The sequence below is a fragment of the Kiloniella sp. genome (assembly GCF_048259265.1).
Classification (GTDB): Bacteria; Pseudomonadota; Alphaproteobacteria; order Kiloniellales; family Kiloniellaceae; genus Kiloniella.
On the sequence record NZ_JBLXHT010000006.1, the window covers coordinates 46,602 to 65,660 of the forward strand.

At 45.5% G+C, this 19,059-nt stretch carries 13 protein-coding genes; 7 read left to right on the top strand and 6 right to left on the bottom strand.

The window, feature by feature from the left end:
• Positions 1-99 precede the first annotated feature (99 nt).
• Positions 100-1,497: an MATE family efflux transporter gene (locus ACN0QW_RS11050; RefSeq protein WP_417431455.1), complete on the bottom strand. Its 1,398-nt coding sequence runs from the start codon at positions 1,495-1,497 to the stop codon at positions 100-102.
• 516 nt (positions 1,498-2,013) lie between these two features.
• On the opposite strand from ACN0QW_RS11050, the gene dctP reads away from it, so the two are divergent.
• The 3 genes from dctP to ACN0QW_RS11065 all read left to right on the top strand — a co-directional run bounded on the left by dctP (position 2,014) and on the right by ACN0QW_RS11065 (position 5,570).
• Complete coding sequence (gene dctP / locus ACN0QW_RS11055; RefSeq protein ID WP_417431457.1) at positions 2,014-3,177, top strand: TRAP transporter substrate-binding protein DctP; 1,164 nt, start codon at positions 2,014-2,016, stop codon at positions 3,175-3,177.
• Between the two features lie 136 nt (positions 3,178-3,313).
• Positions 3,314-4,012 carry a TRAP transporter small permease subunit gene (locus ACN0QW_RS11060; protein WP_299373466.1) on the top strand — a complete coding sequence of 233 codons (699 nt, stop codon included), beginning with the start codon at positions 3,314-3,316 and terminating at the stop codon, positions 4,010-4,012.
• The gene (locus tag ACN0QW_RS11065; RefSeq protein WP_417431460.1) at positions 4,005-5,570 is read left to right on the top strand and encodes a TRAP transporter large permease; all 1,566 of its coding nucleotides are present in this window, start codon (positions 4,005-4,007) and stop codon (positions 5,568-5,570) included. Before ACN0QW_RS11060 ends, ACN0QW_RS11065 begins: the two co-directional genes overlap by 8 nt.
• Before the next feature lie 102 nt (positions 5,571-5,672).
• On the opposite strand, the gene ACN0QW_RS11070 is transcribed toward ACN0QW_RS11065, so the two are convergent.
• Positions 5,673-6,482, bottom strand: coding sequence for a ferritin-like domain-containing protein (locus ACN0QW_RS11070; RefSeq protein WP_417431462.1), 810 nt, complete (start codon positions 6,480-6,482; stop codon positions 5,673-5,675).
• A gap of 246 nt (positions 6,483-6,728) precedes the next feature.
• Between ACN0QW_RS11070 and ACN0QW_RS11075 the strand changes: the two genes are divergently transcribed.
• On the top strand, positions 6,729-7,442 hold the full coding sequence (locus tag ACN0QW_RS11075; protein ID WP_417431464.1) for a hypothetical protein: 714 nt from the start codon (positions 6,729-6,731) through the stop codon (positions 7,440-7,442).
• A 78-nt stretch (positions 7,443-7,520) separates the two neighbouring features.
• Here ACN0QW_RS11075 and bcp read toward each other — a convergent pair whose 3' ends face one another.
• Entirely contained in the window at positions 7,521-7,991 is a 471-nt protein-coding gene (gene bcp / locus ACN0QW_RS11080; RefSeq protein ID WP_417431466.1) for a thioredoxin-dependent thiol peroxidase, read from the bottom strand.
• A 105-nt stretch (positions 7,992-8,096) separates the two neighbouring features.
• Entirely contained in the window at positions 8,097-11,054 is a 2,958-nt protein-coding gene (locus tag ACN0QW_RS11085) for a bifunctional [glutamine synthetase] adenylyltransferase/[glutamine synthetase]-adenylyl-L-tyrosine phosphorylase (protein ID WP_417431468.1), read from the bottom strand.
• Positions 11,055-11,183: 129 nt separating this feature from the next.
• Between ACN0QW_RS11085 and ACN0QW_RS11090 the strand changes: the two genes are divergently transcribed.
• Positions 11,184-14,468, top strand: coding sequence for an AsmA-like C-terminal domain-containing protein (locus ACN0QW_RS11090; protein ID WP_417431470.1), 3,285 nt, complete (start codon positions 11,184-11,186; stop codon positions 14,466-14,468).
• 148 nt (positions 14,469-14,616) lie between these two features.
• On the opposite strand, the gene tyrS is transcribed toward ACN0QW_RS11090, so the two are convergent.
• Positions 14,617-15,885 carry a tyrosine--tRNA ligase gene (gene tyrS, locus ACN0QW_RS11095; RefSeq protein ID WP_417431472.1) on the bottom strand — a complete coding sequence of 423 codons (1,269 nt, stop codon included), beginning with the start codon at positions 15,883-15,885 and terminating at the stop codon, positions 14,617-14,619.
• 190 nt (positions 15,886-16,075) lie between these two features.
• On the opposite strand from tyrS, the gene ACN0QW_RS11100 reads away from it, so the two are divergent.
• Positions 16,076-17,146: an anhydro-N-acetylmuramic acid kinase gene (locus ACN0QW_RS11100; protein WP_417431474.1), complete on the top strand. Its 1,071-nt coding sequence runs from the start codon at positions 16,076-16,078 to the stop codon at positions 17,144-17,146.
• 200 nt (positions 17,147-17,346) lie between these two features.
• The gene (locus ACN0QW_RS11105) at positions 17,347-18,192 is read left to right on the top strand and encodes a hypothetical protein (RefSeq protein WP_417431476.1); all 846 of its coding nucleotides are present in this window, start codon (positions 17,347-17,349) and stop codon (positions 18,190-18,192) included.
• Positions 18,193-18,274: 82 nt separating this feature from the next.
• Here ACN0QW_RS11105 and ACN0QW_RS11110 read toward each other — a convergent pair whose 3' ends face one another.
• The gene (locus tag ACN0QW_RS11110; RefSeq protein WP_417431478.1) at positions 18,275-18,928 is read right to left on the bottom strand and encodes an alpha/beta hydrolase; all 654 of its coding nucleotides are present in this window, start codon (positions 18,926-18,928) and stop codon (positions 18,275-18,277) included.
• Positions 18,929-19,059 lie beyond the last annotated feature (131 nt).

Here is a 19,059-nt window from a genome sequence, read left to right on the forward strand (position 1 = left end):
AAATAAGAAAATAAAACGTAGCAGAAGTTACAAGGGGAACGCAAATAATTGCGCTCCCCTTGTTGGATTAAAATTAAATATTTTGTACTTGATTTCAACCTATGAAGGTGCGGGATCTGTTCTGAATAACCCCAACTTGTATCCTGTTCGTGTTGCATTGTGGGAAAGTATGAACAGGGTCAGAATTGTCATGAGAATTTCAGTCACAGGCCCGACATACCAGATCCCCACTTCGCCAAAATACAAGGGAAGCACAAAGGTTAGCGGAATAGAGAAAAAGTAGGTTCTCGTCAGGCTGATAAGGGCAGATCTTTTTGCGTCCCCAATAGCTTGGAAAAAACCGGATAGAATCAAGCTGGGCCCGAACGCGAAATAAAACAGGGTGATTAGCGGTAGTATACGTGCTGTTTCGGCAATAATTTTGGGGTCATCGACAAATATTGATCCCAAAGGCCCTGCCATGAAATGGAAAACCAGTTGTAATGACAGGCAGTAGCTGAATGCTGTGACGATTGCAATTTTCAGACTGTTGTTGACGCGTGGGAATATTTGCGCGCCCTGGTTGTTCCCGGCAATGGTTTGAAAACCAAGGTTCAAGCCAAGTAATGGTAGGAAGCTGAATGTGAGGATACGTGTTGTGATGCCATAAGCCGTAACAGTGGCTTCGTAATTGCTGCCGCCCCACTTTTGAAGCGAATAAAATACCGCGCCGGATGACAAGGAAATTCCTAGATAGGAAAGGCTTTGCGGGGCACCCAAGGCAAGGAAGTCGCGCCAAAAGGATGTAATTCTTTCGACGGGTGAAAATATAAGGGAAATAGCTGATGATGTGTTGTAGCGATAAAGAATAACCGCGATCAATGAAAGCGTTTGCGCGAGCAAGGTGCCATAAGCAGAGCCAGCGACCCCCAGATCCATTTGGACAATAAGCAGGTAGTTAAACAGCACATTTAACAAGGTCGAGAGAACCGAGATAAAGGTCATGAAGCCGAGTTTGCCTTCGCACCTGAAAGCATCGACACTGATGGTTAGGATAAAGATGAGCGGGGATCCATAAATAAGAATGGATATATAGGTATACCCCATCGCGCTTAATGTCTCAGACCCCTTGGTGACCCACTGGATCATCTGATCGCCGCCAAAGCTAAAAATGGCGATAAGAATAAGACAGACAACCCCGGAAAGCATATAGGCGCTGGTAAAAGCTGTGCTGGCTTTGCCAAATTCTCTGGCCCCCAGTAGACGGGCAAGGACAGAGGAGAAACCACCTGATACCCATGTTGATAGTGCGACAATGAGCATGAAAACGGGGAACATCATGGTGACTGCTGTCAGGGCGTCGGCCCCCACAAATTCACCGAGAAAATAAGCGTCGACCACTGTAAAGAGGCCGTTAACCAGCATGACCAGAATAATTGGGGTTGCTGTTTTAACGAATAAAAGAGGCAAAGAACCAGAGAGAAAGAAATTTTTCTGGGGTTGAGAAGCGTTGCTCACAGGGAAATCCTTTGAGGAATAGAATATTTATAATCGGTGAAGCTTTACATATAGAAAACAAGGGTTTGCGTATTGCTAATTATACCCAATTTGACAGGTATGTTTTGATCAGAATTGCTTTCATGGGACGATTTCCGAAGATCAAAAGGCATGCATAAATTTGAGTATGTGTATTGATTAACATTATTTGAGAATGTTTGGCACATATTATTTGATTTTAAGTGTCAAATAATAAATTTTTAAATTTTAAGTTATATCAGAGGTTTATTTGTAATTAAAATAGTTCGGATTAGAAAAAAATCCTATTTTTATTAACGCTATATTCTATTTATTTTATTAATAGTAAATTGCAAAATCTTAGATATTTTTTGTTGAATCTTATTGTTTGTGCAAGGTCGCTCTCTTCTAGCTATTTATAGGTGGGTATACTAGTCTTTATTTAAAAAAATGAAGCTCAGTACATTATTTATAAAAGCAACTAATAAAATTGAACTGAATCAATGGGAGGACTAACAAGTGAACAATAAGATCAATAAAGACCTGTCACCAAAGGGAAAAACATCTGATACCCAAAATACTTCAACCCGGCGTTCCTTTTTAAAGTTTGCGGGCACCACGGCTGCTGTTGCGGGTGGGGCTACGCTATCAGCACCTTTTATCAGCGATGCGAATGCAGCCGCTGGACACAAGTGGAAAGTACAATCCACTTGGGATGCGGGGACGACTGGTTACACCTTGTTTGAAGAGTGGTGTAAGAGTTTTGAAGAACGTTCTGGTGGTGAATTATCTATTAAGCCTTTTGCTGCAAAATCTGTCGCTGCAGATAATAATGCCTTGTTTGATTCAGTTCGTAACGGGGTTCTACAGGGAATGAACCCCTTTACGCTCTATTGGGCAGGGAAAATCCCGGCCTCTGTTTTCTTATCCTCTTATCCTGTTGGTCCAGACCAACCCGCACAGTGGGACACGATGTTCTATGGATTGGGGATGTTGGAAAAGGCAAGAGAGATCTATGCCAAGTTTGGTTTGGTCTATGTCGGGCCTATTCAACATGACGCAAATATTATTCATTCTAAAGTGCCTGTCAGTAGTGTCGAAGATTTCAAGGGGCTGAAGCTAAGGGTTCCCGGTGGCATGGTTTCAGAAGTGTTCCAGTCTTTTGGGGCTAGCACTGTAAGCTTACCAGGGTCTGATATCTTCCCGGCGCTGGAAAAAGGTACAATTGATGCGGCTGATTATGTCGGGCCTGCGGTCAACTGGGATCTAGGTTTTGGGCAGGTTACAAAACATATCCTGTTTGGCCCTCCGGGATTGATGTCTGTTTATCAGCCCGTTGACTTGATGGATTTGACTGTTAATAAACGGGCTTGGGACAAGCTTTCTCCTGCCATGCAACAGTTTGTAGAAGATCAGGTTAAAACCTATTCCCTTGATCATTATGTTTCTATCCAAAAACGTAATGTAGAGGCTCTAAAGAAATTCACAGACAGTGGCAGTTCTGTGTCTCGTATGGGACAGGCCGATCTGGACAAATTCCGTCAAGCAGCGATCCCGATTTGGTATAAGTGGGCGAAAAAAGATGCTGATGCATCTGCTGTGTTCAAGATTCAGCTCGATTATATGATGAACGGTATTATGGGGTATATTTCTCCCTCTGATATTAAAGGGCAGAGCCTGTAATCTTAATTTAAGTTTGTCATCCTTGCTGACAATGCAGACGACAGAATAGTTGGTTCTGAAGGGCCAACTATTCTGTTCGTTCGCACAGGCATGATTATCAGCTCGTCATTTTATCAGAAGTATTTGGGAGGTACCCATGACGGACGGACCAGATTTTGGTTTCGTGTTGCCGCATTGGCTTTACTGGACGTGGTTGGCTGTAATGCCGCTGGTCTTGATTTACTGGGCAAATGTACAGGAAAAGCACAAAGGAAAACCACGACAAGACACAGATGGAGTTAGTCTTCCTCAGGACGAGGCGGGGGTCATTCAGTATAAAGAAAATGCTTTTACCCGTACTATAGATAAAATCAGCGTTGCCTCGGGATATCTTTGTGCTTTTTGGACTGTGAACGCGGTCATTGCGTATTTTTACGAAGTTATTATGCGCTATCTTTTTAACATGCCGACCATCTGGGTGCATGAAGCCAGCTTTCTTTTATTTGGCATGCAATATCTGATATCTGGCGCATTTACGTTGAAAGAAGAGGGGCATGTCCGGGTGGATGTTCTTTATATCAAGCTTCCATTGAGAGGGCGTGTCGGGATGGATATTTTCACATCCGTCTTTTTCTTTGTTTTTATCCTTGCACTGGTTGGTACGTCAGCGACGTTCTTTGAACAGTCTTATCAAATGAATGAAACAACCGTTGAAACATGGGCAATCCAGTATTGGCCTGTGAAAGCAATGATGTTGTTGGGTGGGGTACTGATTTTATTTGCTGGTATCGCTAAACTGACAAAAGACATCATGACCTTTCGCTCATTAGGGCAGGGAGGGCAGCTTAATGGCTGATGTTAACGGTATTTCTTCACAGCAAAATAAAATGGGTGCACCTTCGCCACTTAACAATTCAATCGGGCGCTATGGCACCATATTTATGGTGGTTTCAACCCTTGCGGCGTTCTGTGTATTAGGTGTGGAGCTCGTTAATATTCTCTTCTTTGATCCTTATGAAGATGAATATTTCCTTTTCCGTTCTGCGGGAATTTTGGCTGATACGGATATCAGCACACTAACCTACATTATGTTTGGCAGTCTGTTTGTTCTGTTGATGATGGGGCTGCCTTTGGCCTTTGTTACCGGGGGTCTTGGGGTTGTTTTTGTATATCTGGTTGGTGATCAGATCATGCTGAACATTATCCCGTCACGTATTTTCCCCATGATGACGAACTCTGATTTGGCGGCAATACCCTTGTTCATCTTCATGGCTTCGATGCTAGAACGTGCCGGCTTGATCGAAGAGATGTTCGATGTTGTCTATAAGTGGATGGGCGGGCTTAATGGTGGGTTGGCTGCTGCAACCATTCTTGCGTCGACAATATTGGCCGCGATGGTTGGGGTCATTGGTGCTGCGGTTGTTACAATGGGTATCATTGCCCTGCCTGCGATGCTTAAAAGGAATTATGATCCTGAAATTGCCTTGGGGTCTATTATGGCCGGTGGGACGCTGGGTATTCTAATCCCGCCATCTATTCTGGCTATTCTCTATGCGGTTGTTGCTCAGCAATCTGTGGGAGAACTCTATCTCGGTGCGTTGGCTCCTGGCTTGTTATTGTCCGGCCTTTATATTGGCTATGTCTTGCTTCGATCTTATTTGAAGCCAGATTTGGGGCGCGCAATACCCGAGAACGAAAGGTTAAGCCTGTCTGAAAAAATGCGTCTGTTGTTAAAGCTGGTCGCGCCGTTATCACTTATTGTTGTTGTTCTGGGACTTTTGTTTGCTGGAATTGCAACCCCTGTAGAGGCTGCAGGTATTGGATCTTTCGGGGCTATAATCGTTGCGATTATGCATGGTCGCTTTGATCTGATTGCTTTGAGAGAAGCATCAGTGACAACTGTTAAAGCCTCGGCAATGGTTCTCTGGATTATTTTTGGAGCTTCTATCTTTGTCGGGTTTTATATCCTTCAAGGAGGTCAGGCGTTTATCAATGATGCAATTTTAGGGTCGGGCTTATCCCCTTATGGCATTCTATTTGTAATGATGGTGCTTTTGGTCATCTTGGGGATGTTTTTGGACTGGGTTGGTATTCTATTACTCGCGGTTCCGATTTTTGTGCCTATCATCAAAAGTTTGACCTTTGATGGTCTGTTTGGGTTTCCTGCTGTCGAGGGAGACAAGGTCGCGTTGTGGTTTGGGGTTCTGTATCTGATTAATATGCAGATGTCCTTTTTAAGTCCCCCGTTTGGCTATGCCTTGTTTTATATAAAAGGTGTTGCGCCAAAAGAAATATCAATGGCGACAATCTTTAGATCATCGCTTGCTTTCCTTGCTTTACAGGTTGTGGGGCTGGTGCTGTGTATCCTGTTCCCGGCAATTGTGACGTGGTTGCCAGAATTAGTTTACGGATAATCTGGCTGGTTTTCATGTGCTGAGAGGCGTTTCTCTCAGTACATGGAGCCAAAGTTCATGGATTTGTACGGTATTGGATTAGGACTAATTTCTATGGCAAATCTACAGATCGGCGATGGGGCCGTAAAAATCGATTGGAAAATCAGCCTGATTGCGTCCTTCGACATTAAAGGGTGATTTTACCCGCCCTTTGAAGAGTGTCAGGATAATGTTTTGCCAGCTTTCAACCGGGTCCTCATTGTCTTGTTGACACAGATATTCAAACCAGCGTTTACCCTTGGCAACATGGGTGATCTCATCGTCATATATGACCTGTAGGCGGCCCGCACTTTCATAATCTTTGACGAGCTTAAGCTTGTCGATCATGTCGGGTGTGACATCAATTCCGCGGGCTTCCAGTACCATGGGAACAACGGCCAAGCGGGCTTTGAGGTTGTGTTCTGTGACTTCTGCACCTTGCCATAACCCGGCATGGGCAGGTAACGCCCCATAATGGGACCCCAGTTGGTCAAGTCTTTCACAAAGCAACAGATGATGCCGTGCTTCATCGTCTGCGACGGAAACCCAATCATCGTAAAAGCCTTTGGGCATTTCCGTCGAGGCAAAGCGAACGATGATATCCCAACACAAGTTTATCGCATGAAGCTCTATATGTGTCAGGGCGTGAAGTAGGGCGACACGACCTTCTACTTCGGGGGTAATCTTTCTTCTGGGAACCTCTTGCGGAGGGACAAGGATGGGGGCTTCTTCTCGCGCGGGCTCTTTTGGAATCTCGGCGTTACCGATATTTTTGATGTCACCTTGTTGCCAAGCTAAGGCAAAGCGACGACTAAGTTTTGCCTTTTCGATGGAATTGGCTGTCGTTAAGGCAATACGGGCTGCTTCTGAGAGTGTGGTGGGGATATTAGCCATCAGGTACCTGCTATGTTTACGACATTGTTTGCAGGGAAAATGGCAGAAAAACATTGGATAGACAAATCGTTGAAAGCAAAAAATGACCTTTGCTTTATGAGGCTTGGCTGTGGCTTGTTCTAGTCTGATGAGAACTCTCTCATTAACGCTATTGTAAGAGAGTTAGATCACCCTTCACGTAATCGAGTGATCGTGTAATCTATTGGTTATGTAATTATTGGGGCAGGCAATCAGGGGGATGTGCGTATGAAGATGTCGTTGACAATATATACAGTCTTATTGAGTTCAGTTATGGGAGTTTCAGGTCTGACCACGCCTGTCTTCGCAGAAGGATTAGTCGCCCATAAGCTGTTTGATGCTATCGTCGAAGCAGCTCCGGAAATGACAGCAGCCAATTCTCGAACCTCTGGAGCTGCAATTTCTGTCGCTTACAAAGGTGAACGCCCGACCAAAGAAGGTTTTTTGTATGAACAATACAAAGACTGGCAGGCAAACGCGGAGACATTTGTTACCGAAGATGGGGAGCTGAGAACCATTTGTTCTATCCGCACCGGTGGGGACGGCGATGATTCTATTACTGTCTCTATATCCGACGGGGATGCTTTGCCCCCTAATGCGATGCCCTATGTGGAATATCAAGAAGCTACGGCACGGGGATACCCAACGTATCTTCAAAAAAATCAGATTGTTCTTTGGGTCATTAACAGTGGGGACACGAACCGCAGTTATGAATCCTCAGCTTACGTTGGCATAGATGAAGAGGGAATTCCCTATGCAAATGTCAGTGGAAATGGGCAAGAACAAGATATTTTACGCGGATTTGCCAAGGGAGACAAAGTGGTCTTGCTGGATGACTATTCTGGAGGTGATTTGTACGTTGGTTCCCTGAGCGGGTTTTCTGCGGCCTATCGTAAAATGGCAGCTTGGTGTGGGTTTTCTCCAGATAGCGTTTTAAAATAACACTATAAATTTCCCTCAATAAGATGTAGGCGATTTATTGACACCCTTATCTTATTGGGGGGAATGATATTTGATCTGCTAATAAGCCAACTCTTCCAAGGCTGCTTTGACTTCCGCGACGTGGTTTTTCACCTTTACCTTACGCCAGATTTTCTGCACGACACCTTGAGCATCAATCAAAAAAGTTGCGCGTTCGATACCCATGTATTCTCGACCATAGAGTTTCTTCAGAACCCATACGCCGTAAGCTTCACAAATTTCTCCGTCGAGATCTGCGACAAGATCAAAGTTCAAGGTATTTTTGGCAATAAAGTTATCGTGGCGTTTGATGCTATCCTTTGAAACACCAATGACCTTTGCGTTCAGTTTTGCAAAATCGGACTGCGCATCGCGAAAATCACACGCCTCTGTGGTGCAGCCAGGGGTGGAATCTTTGGGATAGAAATAAAGAACAACAGCCTGACCTTTGAGCAAGCTAAGCGTTAGTTCGCCATTACCTTGAATAGGAGCGGTAAAATCTGGGGCAATATCGCCAATTTCGAGCGTCATACTGGTGATCCTTTTAAATTATGTTGTGTGATGATTATCGTCTGTATTCCATCATGACAAGGTTTGCTCTTTCAAGTTGAGTGATTATGAAACAGGTTTAGTTGCTCATGCTTGTGCTGCTCTTTCAGCTATCGTCTGCTTATAAATTCTCGAGACATGGTCTTTTGTCTGAAAGTATCGTTCTTTCAGTTCTGGGAATCCGGGCTCGTTACAGGCTTTTGCCAGGCGGAATAAAACTTCGGAGGGTGTTTTATCTTCGTTCAGATATTCGCCTGTGGTCAAGCGGAACAGGTTTTGCAGTTGATGGTATAGGTCAAAGGCATCACATAGGTCGGATGTGTCAGCAGAGTTGATAAAACCGGCCTTGCCCAAGCGTTTGAAAGCTTGTTTGGTGTTCGTGTCCAATACAGATGGATCAGCATGAGCATATCTTAATTGCAGATATTGTGACAGAAACTCGAGATCAATTAGTCCGCCTTCGACGAGTTTGATATCCCATTGGCTTTTCGCTGGTTTTTCTTTGGCGATACGTTGACGCATGTTGGCAATGTCATCGACCAATTTTTGTGGGTCTCTTTCAGTGCAGAGTATTGATTTGATGACGTTGTTGATCTGATCACAAAACACTTGATTGTGTCCAACGGATCGGGCGCGGGTCAGGGCCATATGTTCCCATGTCCAAGCTTCGTTCCGTTGGTATTTCTCAAAAGCTTCTAGCGATAAAGCCAACGGTCCAGAACCGCCAGAAGGGCGTAAGCGCATATCGATTTCATACAGACGCCCCTCGGGTGTCATGACGTTCAAAGAGTTAGTAAAGCGCTGGGTCAGGCGGGCAAAGTATTGTGTTGGATCAAGCGGACGGTCCCCGTTAGAATGGCTATCTTTTTCTTTAAGATTATAGAGGCTAATCAGATCTAGGTCTGATGTGACGGTCATTTCCTGCGAACCAAGTTTACCCATGGCCAGAATGGCAAAATTGCTTTTGGGTATTTCGCCGTGCCTTTTTTGCAGTTCGCTTTGGACGTGCGGCAGTAACGACGTAATACTGGTTTCGGCAATGTTGGAAAGGTCTTTACTGGAACGTTCGATGGAACAAGTTGTTCTGAGAATCTGAAGTCCGATACGGAACTTTTGATCATTTGCCCATCGACGGGTCTCATCGAGAATGTCTTGAAAATCCCTAGCCTCTTCCAATAAATGTTCCAGTTGATTTTGTAAGTCAGGTAATTCTGGTAAGGGAGCAAAAAAATCGTCGCTTAAAACGGCTTCCAACAGGGCAGGGGAATTGCTGAGACGATCTGCGAGAGCAGGGGCAGACCCCATGATTTCTGCTAATAGATCCAGTAGATTGGGATTTGTTTGCAGCATAGAGAAAAGCTGAACCCCGGTTGGCAGACCAGACAAGAAGTCATCAAACTTGTTTAAAGCGGTATCCGGTGCCGAAGATTTTCCAAATGCTTCTAACAGAACCGGAACAATTTCCGTGATCAATCGTCGAGAACGTTCGGATCGTACAGCCCGATATTTTCCCTGTTTCCACTTTGTGATGATTTGAAAAACACGCACGCCATCTTGAAAGCCGATATTTTCCAATTCTGTAAGTAACACTGGTGTTGCTTCTTGTCCTGTAAAGACCAGATTTTTTGTGGTGTCGTGCTGGGTATGATCTTCTTCAAACAGAGCTGCGTAATAATTTTCGACGACATGAAGGTGATTTGATAATTCTTCGCTGAATTCATCTGCATTATCGTACCCCAAGAAAGCAGCGATATCAGCTAGTTCTTCGTCTGTATCTGGTAAAAATTGGGTTTGTTGGTCATCTACCATCTGTAACCTATTTTCGACACGGCGTAGAAACCAGTAAGCTTCAGTCATATCTTGAAGCACTTTAAGCGAAATCAGATGGGCTTTGTGAAGTTGTTCCAAAGCGAACACTGTTGATTTGCTTCGTAAATCCTGATTGCGGCCCCCCCAAATAAGCTGTTGGGTCTGCGCAAAAAACTCTATTTCGCGAATACCACCCCGGCCAAGTTTGATGTTGTGCCCTTTGATCGCAATTTTGCTGCCCCCTTTGTGGGCATAAATTTGCCTTTTGATCGCGTGGATATCGTTGATGGCAGCAAAGTCGAGGTGCTTGCGCCAGACAAAGGGTTTGATTTCATTGATAAAGCGCTGACCGAGTTCTTCATCTCCGGCGATAGGGTTGGCCTTGATCATGGCGCAACGTTCCCAATTGAGGCCTGTCGTTTCATAGTAGGTCATAGCAGCATTGAACGAGAGGGCCAAAGGCGTAGCGCTGGGGTCTGGTCTGAGACGAAGGTCGGTTCGGAAAACATAGCCGTCTTTGGTTCGATCATCCAGACAACGCACCAAATCCCTCGTCATTCGCACCATTCCTTCTTGTACGCCGCGATGGTGAAGATAGCTGATTTTTTCGGGATCATAGAGGATGATGAGGTCAATATCTGACGAATAGTTTAGCTCCCAAGCGCCCAACTTTCCCATGGCCATGACAACATACCCACAATCGTCTTCGGGTAGGTCAGTATTTTTAAGTTCAATTTGTCCGCGTTCGTGCAGTTCCAACAACAAATGGGAAATTGCGGTTGAAATGGCTGTCGATGCAAAGCCGGTAAGTTCCTCTACAACACGCCGATCGGTCCATTGTCCTGTGATATCTGCGAACCCAATGGCTAACGATGCTCTTTTTTTTGCCCGACGGAGTTCCCCCATAACCTGTTGACGGTCCGTCGAAATTGCCACTTTCTGTAAAAGGTCGTGATGAATAGTTGTCAGACTTTTTTCAGGTCCCTGCTTTAAAAGCTGGCAGAGGAATTCCATATCTCCCAGAAGGCAATCGGAAAGATAAGGGCTGTTTGAGAAGATAGCTGCAAGCAGCGATTTCACTTTCGGAATCTCTTGGAAGTGGATAAGATCCTGCTTTAAATCAGAATTTTCGATGCGCTCGATACGTTCATTCCAGTTAGAGAAGCCGCGTTCGGCCCTGTTGGAACAGGATATTTTGGGTAAAGTTTCTTCGGAATAGGAAAATGAAAGTATCATGAGCGCCGCTAGCTTGTTTCGAGTACAGTGCAAAGGCTGTAGAAAATGGTCAAAAGTAACCGTTCGTAAATATATGCCCTATTCTAATCGCCTGACAACTGTTGTGCTTGTGCGGAGCTCTTTCGACGTATGATTCGTAAAACATCTGTAGTTATTCTGGAAATTATCGCGGCCTTGCTTGTGCTGTCTGCTGTTTTGGCGGGTATTGCCATTTGGCGTCTTTCTTCCGGCCCTGTGCAGCTTGATTTCCTAACCCCTTATGTGGAAGAGGCCTTTGACGACCCTGACCGGGAAATACGGCTGGATGTGGATACAACAGTCCTTGTTTGGCTGCCAAAAGAACGGGCGATTGCAATTCAAGTTGCAAATGTCCGGCTTTTGGATGGTTCTGCGCGTATTATAGCGGCTATTCCTTTGATGGGTGTAGATTTGGACGCTGGTGCTTTGGTTCGTGGAAACGTCGTACCCACTGGGGTTGATATTATTGGACCAGAACTAAAGCTTGTTCGGGCTGAAGATGGTCATTTTGAAATAGATGATGCTCTGGATAATGATGAGGATGAAACCGGACAAAGTTTCGGGGACGCCCTGCCGGAAATTTTAGACAATCTAATGGCAGAACGCGAGGCTGGGCACCCGCTGGCCTATTTCAATCAGTTGCAGATTGTTGGCGCAAAAATGCAGATTGATGATCGCAAGCTGGGCATGATCTTTGACGTTCCCTATGCGAATATCAGTATTCGTCGCGACAAGCTGGGTTTGCAGGGGGATATTGATTTAACCGTTGATATTGCCGACGAAGAAGCGATTTTAAATGGCGCTTTTGTTTATGATAGCGAGCTTCAGGTTGTTGATCTTGCCTTTCAAATAGCTGGGATCAATCCTCCGACTTTGGCGCAACTGGATCCGGCTCTTGCGGGATTGGAAACCTTTGAGATACCTCTCGCAGCCTCTGTTGCGACGTCTGTGAATGTACAGGGTGAGTTTGGGCGGAGCCGATTTGAAGTTTCTGGCGGGAGTGGAACAATTGAAATTCCCGACCTTAAAGTACCGCCGCTTCCTGTTCAGGGGCTTTTCCTGAAAGGGAGCTATAGCCGCAGTAATCAAAAACTTACTGTTGATAATGCCGCGATCAATTTTGGACCGGAAGGGGAAAAAGGACCGCAGCTTTCCGTGGCCGGTTCCGTTTCAGGATTAGACGGCGATATGCAGGTTCTTGCTGGTGTTAAGGCCGTCGAAGTTCCTATTGATGATCTTGCCCTCTACTGGCCAGAGCCTATGGCGACCGATGCCCGGGAATGGATTACGGATAATATCAAAACGGGCATTGCCGAAGAAGCTGTTGTCAAAGCGGTTTTGGATATTCCTGCGGGGGATTTTGAACAGGCCAAGTTGGTGTCACTGGACGGCAGCATGAAGTATCGCGGCCTGGATGTGCACTATCTACGGCCTTTGCCGCCTGTCAAAGATGTTTCTGGTACAGCTAAGATACGTGCCGATGGGTTGTCTCTGTTTACCGAAGGCGGCAAGCTGGAAGATATGTCGGTGCTGCCGTCGACCATTGAAATAACCGGGCTGGATATTGAAGAAGAGCATATTGCCATTCAAACCGCAGTTGAAGGACCTGTAAACACGGCATTGTCCATTCTGAATAGCGAGAACCTGCGGCTCATTGATGAACTGGGCATCAAGCCGGAGGAGACAAGTGGTAAGGCGGCTGTTGCCGTTGATTTTGCGTTTCTACTGTTAAAAGATCTTAAGTTTAAAGATATGTCCATTGATGCCTCGGCAGAGATCAAAGAAGCACGGATCGGTAAGATTTATAACGGACACGATGCAACAGATGGTGACTTGCAGCTCAATGTTACCAGAGAAGGAATGCACGTCACGGGGCCACTTTTATTAGCTGACATTCCGATGACCGTGGACTGGAAGGAACAGTTTGGCAGTGACGTTACGATCAGAACAAACCTGAAAGCAGATATTCCGAGTATTGAACCAGATGGCCTGTCAAAGCTGGGTATCCCTGTTTCTGATTATCTGGATGGCCCGGTTTCTCTATCTTTGGCGCTGGAAAACAAGGTCGATGATACAGGCGTTGTTCAGATCGCGGCGAATTTACAGGATGCCTTGTTGAAAATTGAAGACCTGAATTACTTCAAACAACCTGGGGATCCGGGGCAGATACAAGCCATTGTTTCGTTGAATGATGGTGAAGCCCAACACATTGACAGCTTTAATCTGGAAGCGAATGATTTCGCGGCAGAGGGTGAATTGTCTTTGATTGATGGCACGATTGCGAAAGCTGATCTTGATCAGTTCCAGTTGGGCAACTCTTTGCTAACAGATGTTCAGGCTGATCTATCATCTGATAAACCGTCGATTGTCATTGGTGGTGGCGTTTTGGATGCTGAATGGTTTATCGGTGACGATAGCAACGAAGAAGATGCCAAGGCCGATCCGCTTAAGTCAGAGAGCGGTGAGATTGAGGTTAAGGACGCCAACGTTGACGAAGAGGAAAAACAGACAGCGCCCATTAGCGTGATTGCAGAAAACCTTGATGCAATATACATGGCCGAAGATCGGTTTTTTCGTAATGCATCGCTGTGGCTTGATAAAGAACCCGAAGGCTGGAAACGTATGCAGTTTTCCGGCGAAATACCAAAAGAGCTTTGGTATGCAGAGGGGGCAAAAGCCAATCCGGAAACTGAAAACGTAAAGCGCACTTTCTCTATGGCCTATCAACCGCTTGAAGATGGGCGGCAGGGATTGAATATTACAGCCAATGATTTTGGTGCGATGTTACGGGCGCTTGATGTTCAAGATACTGTTCAGGGCGGTTCGCTTCAGGTTACAGGGATTGCCGAGAACTATCGCAGCGAAAGCCTTTTAACAGGCAATATTGAGGCGCGTGGTTTGCGACTGGTTAAGGCGCCAACGCTTGCAAAAATGCTGGCCTTTGCGTCTTTGACTGGGCCAGTCACAACATTGACGACCGAAGGTATTGCTTTTAATGAACTCAAAGGTGATTTTACGCTTCAGAACGGTTTACTGCGCAGTGATCTGATTAAGCTCTATTCGTCTTCTATTGGTCTGACGGCCAAGGGTGAAGTTGATACGAACAGAAAGCTTGTTGCGCTGAACGGCACGATCGTGCCTGCCTATACGATCAACCGTATTATTGGCGGTATTCCTATTTTGGGAGACATTCTGACCGGGGGGGACGGGCAGGGTATTGTTGCGTTTAATTATAGCCTGAAAGGTGATTTGGACGAGCCAGAGGTTTCGATTAATCCACTTTCAGGTCTGGCCCCTGGCTTTTTACGGAATATCTTTGGTAATGCGACACCAACGACAGAAAAGAAGCCCGAGAAGAAAAAAGAACCTTTAGATGGAACGAAGCCAGAAGACTAGGCCTTGTTTTGCTTAGATGACCTTGTCTTTGTTTAGATTAAATACCTCGGATTAGAAAAAAGACATTGGGCCAATAGGCAAAAAGGGCTGCTAAATTAGCAGCCCTTTAACGTTACCAAGTGGCAATTGTAAGCAATGATATATCTGCTTAAGCTGGTTTAACCAGAATATGTCTTTTCTTGCCTGCAGAGACTTTGATCGACCCTTCGTCGTTCAGATCTGACAGGCTAATAGAAAGACTGTCATCTTTGATTTGAACATCGTTTAAGCGTCCACCGCCGCCTTTGATGAGCTTGCGGGCTTCGCTGTTACTATTTGCCAGACCGATTTCCTTGAAAAGCAGGAAGGCAGGAATCCCTTCTTCCAAGCGTGGTTTTTCAATGTCATGGCTTGGCAGATCCGCACTCATACTACGCTCTTCAAAGGCTTTACGCGCTGTTTCCGCAGCAGCTTCAGCCGCTTCAAGCCCGTGACACAGACGTGTTGCTTCCGTGGCGAGTACTTTTTTCGCTTCGTTAATGTCTGCGCCCTGCATGGCTTCAAGCTTTTGAATTTCGGCTTCAGAAAGTTCCGTGAAAAGACGCAGGAAGCGACCGACATCGGCATCTTCGGTGTTACGCCAGTACTGCCAGAAATCATAGACCGACAGGCGTTCTTCGTTCAGCCATACTGCACCACCGACGGTTTTACCCATCTTGACGCCGGATGATGTGGTCAACAGCGGTGAGGTCAGGCCGTACACTTCATTCTGGCTGATACGGCGGGTTAGATCCACACCATTAACAATGTTGCCCCATTGGTCTGAGCCACCCATTTGTAGCAGACAATCCCGACGCTTGTTCAGTTCCATGAAGTCATAGGCTTGCAAGATCATGTAGTTGAATTCCAGGAACGACAGAGATTGTTCGCGGTCGAGACGCAGTTTTACAGAATCAAAACTCAACATCCGGTTGACCGAAAAATGAACGCCGTAATCACGGAGAAACTCAAGGTAATTTATGTTATCAAGCCAATCGGCATTGTTGACCATAACAGCATCTGTCGGGCCATCACCGAAAGTCAGGTACTTGGAAAATACCTTTTTGATACCATCCATATTGTGTTGAATTTCTTCTTCAGTAATCAGCTTACGGGCTTCGTCTTTAAAAGACGGGTCGCCAACTTTACTGGTGCCGCCGCCCATCAAAACGATTGGCTTGTGACCCGTTTTCTGGAGCCAGCGTAGTAACATGATCTGTATCAGACCGCCGACGTGCAGGGAATCTGCTGTGCAGTCAAAGCCGATATAGGCTGCAATTGGACCTTTTTCGAGTTTTGAATCTAGGGCGTCCATATCCGTGCATTGATGGATATAACCGCGTGCGCTCAGTTCACGAAGGAATTCTGAACGGAAATCGGTTTTTTGTGGCGCAGTCATTGTAACTCTCGCTTGTTTCGAAAAAGGTCATAAAAATAGTGGACAAGAGACAACGTGCCTCTTGCCGTAACCGCTGGGATTTACCACAATCATTTCCTAGAAACAATGGGCCAAACAATGGGCCCTGAAACAAGGGCTTTATAAACAACGGGCTGAAAGTCCATCAGATTACAAAGATAGGGTCGAATAAATGGGTACAGATAAATGGCTTCTGGGGTTGATGAGCGGGACGTCCATGGATGGTATTGATGCTGCCCTGATTAAAAGTGATGGACATAACGTAACAGAAACCGGGGCGACACTGAGTTACGACTACACCCCAGCGCAACGGACTTTGCTGGAAGGCGTTATGGGCGAGGGGAAGGATGTTCAGGATACCGAGGCGCAGATGACACGCTGGCATCATGACGCTGTGATGGCGCTCTTGGACAAAGCCAATCTGGCCCCGGATGACATAGAACTTATTGGTTTTCATGGGCAGACAACTTTTCATGATCCATCCCGGCGCATAACAATTCAGATCGGGGATGGTGATCTGCTTGCCAAGCTTTCTGGCATTCCGGTGATTAATGATTTTCGTAAAGCCGATGTAGCTGCGGGCGGTGAAGGTGCTCCTTTCGCGCCACTTTATCATCAGGCGTTAGCGCAGGAGTTAGAAAAGCCGCTTGTTGTATTGAATATTGGCGGGGTTTCCAATATCACGTATCTCGACCCGGATGGCACTGTACTGGCCTGTGATACTGGTCCGGGGAACGGTTTGATTGATGACTGGGTCCAAAAGCATTTTGGCCAATCAATGGACGAGGGCGGAAAGATCGCGGCCAAAGGCGCCGTGAATGCAACAGCTTTGAACACAATGCTCAACAATGGATTTTTTGATCAAGCCCCGCCAAAGTCACTGGATCGTTATGATTTTAATTTGGATGCCGTTCAAAAATTGAACCCAGAAGATGGCGCCGCGACCCTGACGGCATTCACTGCTGCTGTGAATGCAAAGATTGTGAGCTTCCTGCCGACGCGGCCTGAACGCTGGGTGGTAACAGGTGGTGGCCGACATAACCCCGTACTGATGGAGGCGTTACGATCAGCATTAGGTGTAACTGTCGATCCTGTGGAACGTGTCGGGTGGGATGGTGATGCTCTCGAAGCGCAAGCCTTTGCATTCCTCGCCAAACGCAGCCAGTTGAAACTACCGTTGTCTCTGCCAACAACAACAAAGGTTCCAAAGCCTTGCCTTGGTGGGGTGTTGCACGCGGCTTAAGAAGAGTGAGATGTGACCATTCAAAAAATGTCTGATTGTGACTACATAGCAGTTATATCATTTAATTCTTAATGGGGCGTTTGGGACAAGGCTTTTGATGATGCTGATGGTCATTGGATTGTTTTACAAAGTGAGAATTGGGTAATATAAACTTGTTTCCCTAGAGATAGTTAAATGGGGGTGTCCCATATGGTTTATATATGCCGCGGAGTTCTTCTAAGCTACTGAAGAATTTATACAGTCTTGTCGAGAGTACACAAAAAAAATCCAAGCTTGATCATTGGGATTTGGTGTCGTCAGTAACTTTGACCCTAAAAGATACACAAACCATTAAAGGTAATGAGTTATTTTTAATAGCTGAAAAGCTAGCTTTATCATTAACTGATATTTATCATCTCTTTTTAAAGAGCGGAAATATAGATGTTGAAGCTACACTCTCTCAATTGAAAAAGCTGTCGATGTATGAATCAAGTACATTTATTCAGTGTATAAATGAGCAAAACAAAAATTGTAAGACCACAATAGATTATCTGCTTGTTTTGGAAAATTTCCGTTCAGGGCTGGAACATTGCTTTCTTGAAAAGTGGCCAAAGCAGGCTAATTTTCTTAATGTTGGTGAAGATCGCCTTGATCGTGAGAGACTGTCATTATCAAAAGAGCTTGTAAGATTTTTCTACGAGTTAGAGATTTCATGCTTTCATGATTGTGCTTCTGAGAGAAATAAATTAGCGCAAATTTCCTTCAAAAAAGCGAAGCAAAATGCAGAGGAATATCAAATTCCGTTTGATGTTGATTTGATTTCGGCAAATATTGCCGGACTAGCATCAAGAACGTTCGCGGCTTCCATCGCCGAGTTTAGAGAAATTAAGCCTTTGATTGACGAGCATTTGCGGTGTGGGTCAATTTATAGCCATCGCTTTATTTTTGATTGGATTACTGAAGAAGGGCAGCACTATCCTGATTTCTTGAGGTGGATGGCTGTAGTTGAAAATTATAGAATAGTTACGCTTATCTATATGGATGATCAGCTCAAGAAACATATGTGATCTAAACATTACAATTAAAAAAGATCGCTGATTTCAGCGATCTTTTTTAAATGTTTTGTAATGATTGGATATATCTCAGCTCTTATTCTTCAACAGGGGCAACCAGACGTTGGCTGACGTAGTCTTGAATATGGCTGTCGATGATTTCCATTTCGTTTTCGAAATAGTGTCCGGCGGTTGGCTCAACGCGGTAATCTATAGCGATACCTTTTTGTGCGTTTAGCTTATCAACTAGTTTCGATGTTGCAGATTCCGGGACGACGTCATCGCGTTCGCCCTGAACAATCAGACCAGATGACGGGCAAGGCGCCAGAAAGCTGAAATCAAACATGTTTGCTGGTGGGGCGATAGAAATAAAACCGTCAATTTCTGGGCGACGCATCAAAAGTTGCATGCTGATCCAAGCCCCAAAAGAGAAACCGGAAACCCAGCATTGGCTTGAATTGGCATTCACAGACTGTAGCCAATCCAATGCGGATGCTGCATCAGACAGTTCGCCTTCGCCTTCGTCGAAAGTTCCCTGTGAACGACCAACGCCGCGGAAGTTAAAGCGCAGAACGGAAAAGCCCTGTGCCTTGAATGAGTTGAACATCGTGTAAACGATTTTATTGTTCATTGTACCGCCGTGCTGTGGATGCGGGTGAAGCATCAAGGCAATGGGCGCGTTTGGTGTTGGATTGTGAAAATAGCGTCCTTCGAGACGTCCTTCCGGACCGTTCAAAATAATATCAGGCATGCAGTCACAGTTCCCCTTCGTCGAATTTCGAGGCTTTATTTCAGCCGAGCACCTGTTTAGACTGACCAAAACATAAGCTTGTAAGCCAAGATGGACTGACTAAACACGATAGTTACACTTGACCCTGACGA